The sequence below is a fragment of the Anoxybacillus thermarum genome (genome assembly GCF_000836725.1).
Classification (GTDB): Bacteria; Bacillota; Bacilli; order Bacillales; family Anoxybacillaceae; genus Anoxybacillus; species Anoxybacillus thermarum.
Genome location: NZ_JXTH01000011.1, coordinates 44,395 through 54,823 on the forward strand (window position 1 = coordinate 44,395; position 10,429 = coordinate 54,823).

The following is a 10,429-nucleotide window of genomic DNA, read 5'->3' on the forward strand; positions in this document are numbered from 1 at the left end:
ATAATGAGTGAGAAGATATATGGAGAGGTTGATTGCATGACTAACATTATATTTGGATTGTTTTTATACTTCCCAGAAGATAAAACAGAGTACATTCCTGCTGCCATTTCGTTTACGGCATTTTTTATTGCGGCTGTATTGACGATGCGGGCAATTATAAAAATTTCAAAACGTCAAGAAGAAAAAGCGAAGCGATTAGAAGAACAGTTGAAAAAACAACAAATAAACGATTAAATGAATACAAACGGGGCATAATAAGCTGTAAATATGTAGTTGGAGGGCTTATTGTGCGTCAAATAATTATATGTGTCGTCTTATTGCTTGTGAGCGGATGTATGGAAGAGAAAGTGAAAAACGTCGATGTCAATATGATTAATGAAGATGGTGATTCGGTTGGGACGATTAAAATGTCGCAGCAACCTGAAGGGGTGAAACTCGATATTGATTTAAAAGGACTGTCTCCAGGGGAACATGCGATCCATATTCATGACAAAGGAACATGTGAACCACCTACATTTCAATCAGCTGGAGAACATTTCAATCCAGAAGGAAAAGAGCACGGTCTCCTTCATCCGGAAGGGGCGCATGCAGGCGATTTACCGAATTTAATTGTGAAAGAAGATGGAACGGTGAAAGTACAATTGATGGCTCGAAATGTCAATTTATCAGAAGAGAAAAACGGCTTATTCACCAAAAACGGAACATCGATTGTCATCCACGAAGGAAAAGATGATGGGATGTCTCAGCCAGCGGGAAATGCAGGCAAGCGAATCGCATGCGGTGTGATAAAAAAACCGTAGTTGCAAGCGATGTCGTCTTGCTTATTTTTTTTGAAAAAAGGCGTGCATTTTTTTCTAAATTGTGTGAAAATTTATGTCAGGGGGGATTTGCATGAAACTAACTGAAAAAGAAATTGAAATCGTTGAATTGTTGGAAAAACACGCGCGTCTGCCGATTGATACGATGGCGAAAATGGTTTCTCTCTCCGTTTCAGAAGTAGAGGATATAATAAAAAAATTAGAAGAAGCGAAAGTGATTGTACAGTATGCAACGATCGTGGATTGGCGGAAAGTAGATGGCCATGAAGGTGTGACGGCAATGATCGATGTAAAAGTGACGCCAAAGCGTGGTGTTGGATTTGACGAGGTAGCTGAACGTATTTATCGCTTCCCGGAAGTTAAGTCTGTCTATTTGATGTCCGGTGCCTATGATTTATCTGTTGTCATTGAAGGACGTTCCATGTCTGAAATTGCTCATTTTGTTTCTGAGAAATTATCGACGCTCGATTCCGTCATTTCAACGACAACTCATTTTATTTTAAAGAAATATAAGCATGATGGCACCGTGTTTGAGCAAGGTGATCAAGATCGAAGAATCGTGGTGGCACCGTGATGCAAAAGACGAAAACGTACGTATCTGACACTGTATCACGTTTAAAACCGTCTGGTATTCGTCGCTTTTTTGATTTAGCGGCAAGTATGGAAGGGGTCATTTCACTTGGAGTGGGCGAGCCGGATTTTATTACCCCCTGGAGTGTGCGGGAAGCTTGCATTTTATCATTAGAACAAGGCTATACATCATATACAGCGAACGCAGGTTTATGGGAGTTAAGAAAAGAAATTAGCGACTATTTAGCGCGTCGATTTCATGTGTTATATGATCCAGCTGATGAAATAATTGTGACGGTTGGGGCAAGTCAAGCGCTCGATGTGTCGCTTAGAGCCATTGTGAATCCAGGTGATGAAGTCATTGTTGTTGAGCCGAGTTTTGTTTCGTACGCACCGCTTGTTTCATTAGCTGGAGGTGTGCCAATTCCCATTCAAACGAGTGGAAAGCATCAATTCAAATTGCAACCAGAGCAAATTGAGCAAGTTGTGACGCCGAAAACGAAAGCGTTAATCATTTGTTCGCCAAATAATCCGACAGGAGCGGTGTTGAACGCGGAAGAATTGATGCAAATTGCGCACATTGTAGAAAAGCATGATTTGCTTGTCATTTCGGATGAAATTTATGCGGAGTTATGTTACGACGAACAATACACAAGTTTTCCGGCAATTGATCGCATGAGAGAGCGAACGATTTTAATTAATGGATTTTCGAAAGGCTTTGCGATGACAGGATGGCGCCTTGGATTTATTGCTGCACCGAGAGATTTCGCTACGGCGATGTTAAAAATTCATCAATACACGATGATGTGTGCACCGACGATGGCGCAATATGCTGCCATTGAAGCATTACAAAATGGAGCAGCTGATGTCGAACAAATGAAAAAAAGCTATCGGCAACGACGCAACTTCTTTGTTCAATCATTAAACGAAATCGGCCTTTCTTGCCATATGCCGGGAGGAGCGTTTTATGCATTTCCGTCCATTCAGTCAACGGGCATGACATCAGAGCAGTTTGCGGAGCGTTTATTGTTAGAAGAAAAAGTAGCTGTCGTTCCCGGCCATGTGTTCGGGAGAAGCGGGGAAGGATATATTCGTTGTTCATATGCATCATCGCTCGAACAATTACAAGAGGCTATTCGGCGCATGAAGCGATTTCTTGAACGACTGTAAAAAAAGCTGACGCGTTGTCAGCTTTCTTTATTGTATTTCAGTTCATATAACATTTGCATGACGCGTAAAAAATCTTCTTCGCTAAATTCTTTCGCTTTTCGCAAAATAAGTTTTGCGCGCTTAATGCCAATGTCTTTAATTAAATATTCGATTTCTGGATCGATACTAGATGAATTCGATAAATCGGCACGCTCTAATAATTCAGATGCAGGGACATCGAGAGCAGTGCAAAGTTTTAAAATGGTTGGTGTGTCAGGGACTTGTTCCCCAGATTCGTATTTTTGAATTGTTGCTACCCCTACCCGAACTTTCATCGCCAGCTCTTGTTGTGACATATTTCGCTGTTCTCGATACATGCGAATATTTTCACCGATTGTACTCATTTATTCTCCCACCTCTCCAAAATTCGTTTACATATTTATCATACCATGTTCCTATTTATCCTCGTGCACAAAATTAACACTTTTTAAGTGAATTATGTTACAATTTTTCAAAAAACGAGGAGTGTTTCATTTGGAATGGAAGGAAGGTGCGATTGTTACGGGTGTTGTGACGGGAATACAGCCATATGGGATATTTGTATCGCTTGACGAACGAACTCAAGGACTCATTCATATTTCAGAAATTACAGATGGGTATGTAAAAAATATTTATGATTATGTGGATGTGGGGGAGTCTGTTCGTGTGAAAATTATCGCGATCGATGAAAAAACGAAGCGAATTAGCTTATCGTTGCGTGACGTTGATCATGACACAACAAATATTGAGACTCCTTTAGGATTTCAACCGTTAAAAATGCAACTAGAAAAATGGATTGCGGAAGCGAAAAAAACGTACAACTCACCGAGTGATCGGTGAGTTGTATGTTTATGTTCTCGACATTTTTGGTTCCGTACGTCCGAGTTCCTCCGCTGGTTTAAACAGTAATACGAGGTTAATGAGCCCCGCAATTCCGACGAGAGCGTAAACAATGCGTGCAAACGCCGAGGCTTGACCGCCGAAAATGGCTGCTACAAGATCGAAACGGAAAAAGCCAATGAGCCCCCAGTTCAGCGCTCCAATAACAGTAAGCAATAGTGCAATTCGTTGTAACGTACTCATGTTCATCCTCCTTTAAAATATCGTATTCACTTATAGAATGAATCATTTTGAGAGAAGTATGCATAAAAAAATGCAATTTTCTTTACTTCTTTGTTTCTTTTGGAAATAATGAAAGGAAGGAGGGATGAACATGGAAAATTTTATTTTTCATAATCCAACGAAATTAATTTTCGGTAGAGGACAAATTGAACATTTGAAAAAGGAACTTCATTCGTATGAACACATTTTAATCGTATATGGCGGAGGAAGCATTAAGAAAAACGGCGTATATGATGATGTCGTATCTATTTTGCGTTCATTGAATAAGTCTTGGTCCGAGCTAGCGGGTGTCGAACCAAATCCTCGTTTATCTACTGTTCAAAAAGGAATTCACATTTGCCGTGAAGAGAAAGTCGATTTTATTTTAGCAGTAGGCGGAGGAAGTGTCATCGATTGTGCCAAAGCCATTGCGGCAGGTGCATTGTATGATGGAGAGGCATGGGATTTTATTTCGCGAAAGGCGACGGTTGAGCGAGCGCTGCCAATTGGAACAGTATTAACGCTAGCTGCGACCGGATCGGAAATGAATGCAAATTCCGTTATTACAAATTGGGAAACGAAGGAGAAATACGGATGGAGTAGTCCAGCTGTTTTCCCTCAATTTTCGATTTTAGATCCTGTTTATACAACAACTGTTCCGAAAGATCATACAGTGTATGGCATCGTTGACATCATGTCGCACGTATTAGAACAATATTTTCACCATGCGCCAAATACGCCTTTACAAGATCGAATGTGCGAAGCCATTTTACGAACAGTCATTGAAACTGCACCAAAACTCATAGAAGATTTACAAAATGTTGATCATCGTGAAACGATTTTATATTGTGGAACAATGGCTTTAAATGGAATTTTACGCATGGGGCTACGCGGTGATTGGGCGACACATAATATTGAGCATGCTGTGTCAGCAGTGCATGACATTCCGCACGCAGGTGGGCTAGCTATTTTATTCCCGAACTGGATGAAGCACGTGCTTGATGAACATATCGATCGTTTTAAGCAGCTAGCTGTTCGGGTGTTTAACGTTTATCCAGAAGGCAAAGGAGATCGGGAAATCGCGCTAGAAGGAATTGAAAAGCTTCGGGCTTTTTGGAACAGCTTAGGCGCTCCTTGTCGATTAGCAGATTATCATATCGGTGAAGAATCATTGTCAATAATAGTAGAAAAAGCGATGGCGTTCGGCCCATTTGGTAATTTTAAAAAGTTACATCATCATGATGTCATGTCGATTTTACAAGCCTCATTGTAAAGTGCGAAAAATGTCATAATGAATCCGTTTACATTGTTTTCGTGAACTTGATTCTCGATGTTTATTTCGCTAAAGTGAAAGAGGATACAATCATTGAGGAGGAAACGTACATGACGCATATTCAGTTTGACTACTCAAAAGCGTTGTCTTTTTTTGGTGAACATGAATTAACGTATTTGCGTGATGCAGTGAAAGTGGCGCATCATGCCCTTCATGAGAAAACAGGACAAGGAAACGACTTTTTAGGATGGATTGATCTTCCAGTCGCATATGATCGCGAAGAGTTTGCTCGCATTCAACAAGCAGCGAAAAAAATTCAAGAAGACTCTGATGTATTGTTAGTCGTCGGCATTGGTGGTTCTTATCTTGGTGCTCGTGCAGCGATTGAAATGCTGCAACATTCTTTTTACAACGCACTCCCGAGCGAAAAACGAAAAACACCACAAATTATTTTCGTCGGCAACAACATCAGTTCTACATATATGCGCGATGTTATGGATTTACTTGAAGGAAAAGATTTTTCAATTAACGTCATTTCGAAATCAGGAACGACGACAGAACCAGCCATTGCATTCCGTATTTTCCGTAAGCTACTTGAGGAAAAATACGGAAAAGAAGAAGCACGCAAACGCATTTACGCCACGACAGATCGTGCGCGTGGAGCGTTGAAGACGTTAGCGACTGAAGAAGAATATGAAACGTTTGTTATTCCAGATGATGTAGGTGGCCGTTACTCTGTTTTAACAGCGGTCGGTTTATTGCCGATTGCCGTAAGCGGAGCGGATATTGAAGCGATGATGAAAGGGGCTGCCCAAGCTCGCGAAGATTTCAGCAAATCGGAACTAGAAGAAAACATTGCTTATCAATATGCTGCTGTACGTAATGTGCTATACAACAAAGGAAAAACGATTGAGATGCTTATTAACTACGAGCCAGCGCTACAATATTTTGCTGAATGGTGGAAGCAATTGTTTGGTGAAAGTGAAGGAAAAGATCAAAAAGGTATTTTCCCAGCTTCTGCAAACTTCTCGACAGACCTTCATTCGTTAGGACAATATGTGCAAGAAGGTCGTCGCGACTTGTTTGAAACTGTATTAAAAGTAGAAATACCACGTCATGAATTGACGATTGAGTCAGAAGATAATGATTTAGATGGATTAAACTATTTAGCAGGAAAAACAGTTGATTTTGTTAACACAAAAGCGTTTGAAGGAACATTGTTAGCACATACAGACGGTGGTGTACCAAACTTAGTCGTCACACTCCCACGATTAGATGAATATACATTCGGTTATCTCGTTTACTTCTTTGAGAAAGCATGTGCGATGAGCGGATATTTACTTGGAGTGAATCCATTTGATCAACCGGGTGTAGAAGCATACAAGGTGAACATGTTTGCTCTTCTTGGTAAGCCTGGATACGAAGAGAAAAAGGCTGAGCTTGAAAAACGATTGAAATAATGAAAAAAGAGCTTTTCCTGTGTGCAGGGAAAGCTCTTTTTTTGGGCATGATAACAAATAGAGGAGGAGTGATCGATATGATTGAAATTCCATCTGCATTAGAAGGAAAAACATTTTTATTAAATGTGTTAGAACAGGAATTAAAACCTCTCGGCTATGTGATCGGTGGAAATTGGGATTACGATCACGGTTCGTTCGACTATAAGATGGCGGATGATGTTGGGTACCAATTTTTACGCCTTCCATTCGTCGCGATAGATGGACAGCTGGATTCGTATGGGGCAACGGTTGAATTGAAGCGCCCATACGTCTTATGCCATAAATATCAGCGTGGCTTAGATGACAATGTGCATATTGGGAATATAAACGCATCATTTAATCAATTTTCTGAGCCAGAAGATCCCGATGCAACGGTACCTGATCAATATGTAGCCATGGCGAAAATGCTCGTCAAAGATTTAGAAGAACGGTTATTGCGCTAATACGATAAGTTCATCTGTCGACTGAATGATCGTATGCGACGGTGGATTAATTACAACATGTTGATTGTTTGCAACACCGATAAGCAATACATCTTCTTTTTTTAATTCCATGAGCATTGACGCAAAAGACATCCCGATCCATTCGTCGCGCACAGCTAGCCGTTTGATCGGGTGTTTTTTGAATTGCTCGACGTCGTTTAACACGTTTGGGGATGAAAGGCAATTGGCCATTAAAAAGCTGATCCATTTATTTGTTTCAATCGTTTCATCTGCCCCTGCTCGCTTGGCGTTGTCCACTTGAGTGGTTGTTAATATTTCCACAACAGTATACACGGATGGATGAAGTGCTTTTACTGTTAAAAGGGTGACGATGGATGCTAAATCAGCCTCCGTTTCGTTTTTATGTTGGTTGGCAGTAATAATGACGGTGCGGGCTTCAAATACGTTTGCTTTTTTCAACACATCGTCATGCGTCGGATTTCCTTTAATGAAATGAACGTGTTTCGGAACATCCCAACGTTTTAGTGTCTCATCGATCACGAGACAGGGAATGTCGGGCGGCATGAGAGCAAGTAGCTGGCGAATGCGTTCATTCCATCCGACTAAGATGACATGTTCCCCTTTTGTATAAGGAAGTTCACCAGTTGATAAAGCGTTTTCTTTTGAAATTGCTTTTGTAGATAGTGTGACAAAATAAGCTGAGACAAAAGCTGTACCGAGCAAAATGAGAGTGATCGCGACAAGTTTACCACCCAATGTTTTCGGTACGAGGTCGCCATAACCAATCGTTGTTGTTGTAATGAGCGCCCACCATATGCCGTCAAATGCTGTTAAAAATGTTTTTGGCTCGACGATGTGAATAATCATCCCAAATAAACAGATGATTGTTGTAATGGTGAATACGATTCGTATTAGTGGAGAAAGTCGCCAATATGAAGCGAGAAATTCATACCATCTCATCTATTTTCCCTCCTGTTTTATCATTGTAGACGAGATGGTGGCATTTCTTACATATTTTCTCTTAAAAAGAAAATAATATGAACGAAAGGAGGGACGCTGATGGACATGCATCGCGTGAAACAAATTGTTTCTTCGCCAGATGATATTCGGGTATGTTATCACGGTCAATCTGTTTGGATTGATGGGTACGATGAAGCAAATCGAACGGCTACCGTACATATGCGTGGACAGGAACATGAACGCCACATCGTTCCAGTGGAAGAACTAACAGAAGAGTAAAAGAAAAACCCTTGCGATGCAAGGGTTTTTTGATGGAGCATACCGGGTTCGAACCGGTGACCTTCGCGCTGCCAGCACGACGCTCTCCCAGCTGAGCTAATGCCCCTTTTCGTTTATATTGTAAAAACATTTTGTTTTTTCGTCAATCGATATTAAGAAATCATGGGGATTGCTTGCATAATTGTTTCGCTATTTTGCTCAATTGGAATCTCAGTATTTTCCATCCACTTTAAAAAGGAAGATGTTAATTGTGGATCGAATTGTGTTCCTGCTCCTCTTTTGATTTCTTCATAAGCTTCTTCCCATGTAAGTGACGCGCGATATGGCCGAATGCCTGTCATTGCTTCAAGTGAATCAGCTAACGCCACGAGACGAGCGAGAAAAGGGGTGTCCTCTCCTTTTTGGTTATACGGATATCCATTGCCATCCCATCGTTCATGGTGGTATAAAACAATATCAGAAATTTCAGATGAAACGTGGTAATGTTGTAATATTTGTATACCGAATAGTGGATGTTTTTTCATTTGAGAAAATTCTTCTTCTGAGAGTTTCCCTCTTTTTGTTAAAATATGAACAGGAATGTGTAATTTGCCGATATCGTGAATGAGTGCTCCAAATTGAAGCTCTCGCTTTTTTTCATCATTGAGTTTCAAAAACGAAGCAAAAGATAAAGCGATTTTCGTTACTCGATATGAATGAAGGAAAGTTAGCTCGTCCTTTTTTGAGAGCTGGCGCATAAGGAAACAAAGCTCCATATTTTTTATAATAGAGGACATGTCGTTCTCCACCTTTTTGTTTTGAAGGAAATTTTCATCATATATACTAATATAAATGAGAATCATTTTCAAGTTAAATATTTTCGACATCGACGCCACGAATAGAAGGAATTTGATGAATAAACTCGTATACATCTGTTGTTGCACGTTTTTGATCGACAGATACTTTTAATTCAACAAAGTGATTTCCATTATCTAAGTCTTTTATGCGCACTGTTTTAATGCGAATATTTTTTTGTTTAATCGTATCGATGACTTCAGACATTTTCGTTGCATCTAGCACGGTGAGTTTCACAGAAAGTTCTTTTTCTCTTAGTTGTTTCGGACCAAAAATGGTTGTTATAAGCGGAATAAGTTCGACGCTAGCGATAAGGAAGATAACGCACAATATCGCTTCGATATAAAAGTTTGCCCCCACAGCGATTCCGACACCTGCAGCTCCCCAAATGAGCGCGGCAGTTGTTAAACCAGAAATGCTATCGTTTCCGCGGCGAAGAATAACACCTGCGCCGAGAAAGCCGATACCTGATACAATTTGAGCAGCGAGGCGAAGTGGATCCATATTTATATGGTCGCTTTTTGGAAATGTGTATGCTGATTCAATTGAAACGATGGTTAACAAACAACTGACAATCGAAATAACGAGGCAAGTTTTAAGACCAACTGGTTTTCGTTTTAATTCTCGTTCTAGACCGATAACGAGCCCGAGAACAGCAGAGATTCCGAGTTTCATAAGTACATGGGCGTCCATGGGGCATTCCTCCTTTTCTTCGTAATTAAGTATATTCGAAAGGATGACGAACATGAAGGCATATATAGCACTAATTATTGGAGCAATTTCCATTTCCACTTCAGCGATTTTTGTCAAATTTACAGATGCTCCGTCAGCTGTTATCGCATTTTATCGCCTCTTTTTCGCAGTTGTTTTTATGACTCCGTTGTTTATTGTAAAACATATACGAGAAACGAAACAGATGAATAAAAAAGATTGGGCTTTTGCCGTATTGTCTGGAACATTGCTTGCGTTTCATTTCATTCTTTGGTTTGAATCGCTTCGTTACACGTCTGTTGCAAGCTCCGTCGTTTTAGTTACGTTGCAGCCGATATTCGCTTTTGTTGGTGGATTTTTCTTTTTCAAGGAAAAGATGACGATGAGTGAATGGATAAGTGCGCTACTTGCAATTTTAGGTAGTGTCATTATTAGCTGGGGGGATTTTCGCGTAAGTGGCGAAGCACTTTATGGGGATATGCTTGCATTAATTGCATGTGCTATGGTCACGGGCTATTGGTTAGTCGGTCAACATTTACGAAAGCAATTTTCTCTAATTACATATACGTACATTGTCTATGGCATTGCGTCGCTCGTATTAAGTGTATATGTATCGTTGTTTCGTTATTCATTTTTGTCGTATAGTGCGAATGACTGGTGGTGCTTCGTTTTGCTGGCGGTTATCCCGACATTATTCGGGCATTCTCTTTTTAATTGGGCGATGAAATGGGTAAATGCAGCAATGGTATCCAT

General features: G+C 40.4%; 15 protein-coding genes and 1 tRNA gene. 10 read left to right on the top strand and 6 right to left on the bottom strand.

Features of this window, described 5'->3' with window-relative positions:
- Positions 1–36 precede the first annotated feature (36 nt).
- The 4 genes from LH47_RS04485 to LH47_RS04500 all read left to right on the top strand — a co-directional run bounded on the left by LH47_RS04485 (position 37) and on the right by LH47_RS04500 (position 2,558).
- Positions 37–234, top strand: a complete 198-nt coding sequence (locus LH47_RS04485) for a hypothetical protein (protein WP_043965036.1) — start codon at positions 37–39, stop codon at positions 232–234.
- A 53-nt stretch (positions 235–287) separates the two neighbouring features.
- Positions 288–800 carry a superoxide dismutase family protein gene (locus tag LH47_RS04490; RefSeq protein ID WP_043965038.1) on the top strand — a complete coding sequence of 171 codons (513 nt, stop codon included), beginning with the start codon at positions 288–290 and terminating at the stop codon, positions 798–800.
- Between the two features lie 91 nt (positions 801–891).
- Positions 892–1,392: an Lrp/AsnC family transcriptional regulator gene (locus LH47_RS04495; protein WP_043965040.1), complete on the top strand. Its 501-nt coding sequence runs from the start codon at positions 892–894 to the stop codon at positions 1,390–1,392.
- On the top strand, positions 1,392–2,558 hold the full coding sequence (locus LH47_RS04500) for an aminotransferase (RefSeq protein ID WP_043965041.1): 1,167 nt from the start codon (positions 1,392–1,394) through the stop codon (positions 2,556–2,558). Before LH47_RS04495 ends, LH47_RS04500 begins: the two co-directional genes overlap by 1 nt.
- Before the next feature lie 17 nt (positions 2,559–2,575).
- Here LH47_RS04500 and LH47_RS04505 read toward each other — a convergent pair whose 3' ends face one another.
- Entirely contained in the window at positions 2,576–2,941 is a 366-nt protein-coding gene (locus LH47_RS04505) for a helix-turn-helix domain-containing protein (protein ID WP_021093614.1), read from the bottom strand.
- A gap of 130 nt (positions 2,942–3,071) precedes the next feature.
- Here LH47_RS04505 and LH47_RS04510 point away from each other — a divergent pair, with 130 nt between their 5' ends.
- Positions 3,072–3,416 (top strand): CvfD/Ygs/GSP13 family RNA-binding post-transcriptional regulator, encoded by a 345-nt coding sequence (locus tag LH47_RS04510; RefSeq protein ID WP_052585009.1) that lies wholly within the window; start codon positions 3,072–3,074, stop codon positions 3,414–3,416.
- A 9-nt stretch (positions 3,417–3,425) separates the two neighbouring features.
- On the opposite strand, the gene LH47_RS04515 is transcribed toward LH47_RS04510, so the two are convergent.
- Positions 3,426–3,659 (bottom strand): DUF378 domain-containing protein, encoded by a 234-nt coding sequence (locus tag LH47_RS04515; RefSeq protein ID WP_043965046.1) that lies wholly within the window; start codon positions 3,657–3,659, stop codon positions 3,426–3,428.
- A 130-nt stretch (positions 3,660–3,789) separates the two neighbouring features.
- Between LH47_RS04515 and LH47_RS04520 the strand changes: the two genes are divergently transcribed.
- The 3 genes from LH47_RS04520 (at position 3,790) to LH47_RS04530 (ending at position 6,892) form a co-directional block, all read left to right on the top strand.
- Positions 3,790–4,950: an iron-containing alcohol dehydrogenase gene (locus LH47_RS04520; protein ID WP_043965048.1), complete on the top strand. Its 1,161-nt coding sequence runs from the start codon at positions 3,790–3,792 to the stop codon at positions 4,948–4,950.
- Positions 4,951–5,060: 110 nt separating this feature from the next.
- Positions 5,061–6,410, top strand: a complete 1,350-nt coding sequence (locus tag LH47_RS04525) for a glucose-6-phosphate isomerase (RefSeq protein ID WP_043965050.1) — start codon at positions 5,061–5,063, stop codon at positions 6,408–6,410.
- Between the two features lie 77 nt (positions 6,411–6,487).
- On the top strand, positions 6,488–6,892 hold the full coding sequence (locus LH47_RS04530; RefSeq protein ID WP_043965069.1) for a YugN-like family protein: 405 nt from the start codon (positions 6,488–6,490) through the stop codon (positions 6,890–6,892).
- Here LH47_RS04530 and LH47_RS04535 read toward each other — a convergent pair.
- Complete coding sequence (locus tag LH47_RS04535) at positions 6,881–7,852, bottom strand: potassium channel family protein (RefSeq protein ID WP_043965052.1); 972 nt, start codon at positions 7,850–7,852, stop codon at positions 6,881–6,883. The genes LH47_RS04530 and LH47_RS04535 overlap by 12 nt on opposite strands.
- A 99-nt stretch (positions 7,853–7,951) precedes the next feature.
- On the opposite strand from LH47_RS04535, the gene LH47_RS04540 reads away from it, so the two are divergent.
- Entirely contained in the window at positions 7,952–8,131 is a 180-nt protein-coding gene (locus LH47_RS04540) for an H-type small acid-soluble spore protein (RefSeq protein WP_043965055.1), read from the top strand.
- Between the two features lie 33 nt (positions 8,132–8,164).
- Here LH47_RS04540 and LH47_RS04545 read toward each other — a convergent pair.
- The 3 genes from LH47_RS04545 to LH47_RS04555 form a co-directional block, all read right to left on the bottom strand.
- Positions 8,165–8,237, bottom strand: a tRNA-Ala gene (locus LH47_RS04545).
- A gap of 46 nt (positions 8,238–8,283) precedes the next feature.
- On the bottom strand, positions 8,284–8,868 hold the full coding sequence (locus tag LH47_RS04550; RefSeq protein ID WP_235341043.1) for an HD-GYP domain-containing protein: 585 nt from the start codon (positions 8,866–8,868) through the stop codon (positions 8,284–8,286).
- A 112-nt stretch (positions 8,869–8,980) separates the two neighbouring features.
- Complete coding sequence (locus LH47_RS04555) at positions 8,981–9,658, bottom strand: MgtC/SapB family protein (protein WP_043965058.1); 678 nt, start codon at positions 9,656–9,658, stop codon at positions 8,981–8,983.
- Positions 9,659–9,710: 52 nt separating this feature from the next.
- Between LH47_RS04555 and LH47_RS04560 the strand changes: the two genes are divergently transcribed.
- Positions 9,711–10,429 (top strand): DMT family transporter (locus LH47_RS04560; RefSeq protein ID WP_052585010.1); only part of this gene is annotated, 719 nt, incomplete at its 3' end.

Coding starts and splice junctions, on each gene's coding strand:
- LH47_RS04540 (WP_043965055.1), top strand. CDS start 7,952: ATGGACATGCATCGCGTGAAACAAATTGTTTCTTCGCCAGATGATATT.
- LH47_RS04555 (WP_043965058.1), bottom strand. CDS start 9,658: ATGGACGCCCATGTACTTATGAAACTCGGAATCTCTGCTGTTCTCGGG.
- LH47_RS04495 (WP_043965040.1), top strand. CDS start 892: ATGAAACTAACTGAAAAAGAAATTGAAATCGTTGAATTGTTGGAAAAA.
- LH47_RS04550 (WP_235341043.1), bottom strand. CDS start 8,868: ATGCGCCAGCTCTCAAAAAAGGACGAGCTAACTTTCCTTCATTCATAT.
- LH47_RS04515 (WP_043965046.1), bottom strand. CDS start 3,659: ATGAGTACGTTACAACGAATTGCACTATTGCTTACTGTTATTGGAGCG.
- LH47_RS04520 (WP_043965048.1), top strand. CDS start 3,790: ATGGAAAATTTTATTTTTCATAATCCAACGAAATTAATTTTCGGTAGA.
- LH47_RS04500 (WP_043965041.1), top strand. CDS start 1,392: ATGCAAAAGACGAAAACGTACGTATCTGACACTGTATCACGTTTAAAA.
- LH47_RS04505 (WP_021093614.1), bottom strand. CDS start 2,941: ATGAGTACAATCGGTGAAAATATTCGCATGTATCGAGAACAGCGAAAT.
- LH47_RS04535 (WP_043965052.1), bottom strand. CDS start 7,852: ATGAGATGGTATGAATTTCTCGCTTCATATTGGCGACTTTCTCCACTA.
- LH47_RS04525 (WP_043965050.1), top strand. CDS start 5,061: ATGACGCATATTCAGTTTGACTACTCAAAAGCGTTGTCTTTTTTTGGT.
- LH47_RS04530 (WP_043965069.1), top strand. CDS start 6,488: ATGATTGAAATTCCATCTGCATTAGAAGGAAAAACATTTTTATTAAAT.
- LH47_RS04485 (WP_043965036.1), top strand. CDS start 37: ATGACTAACATTATATTTGGATTGTTTTTATACTTCCCAGAAGATAAA.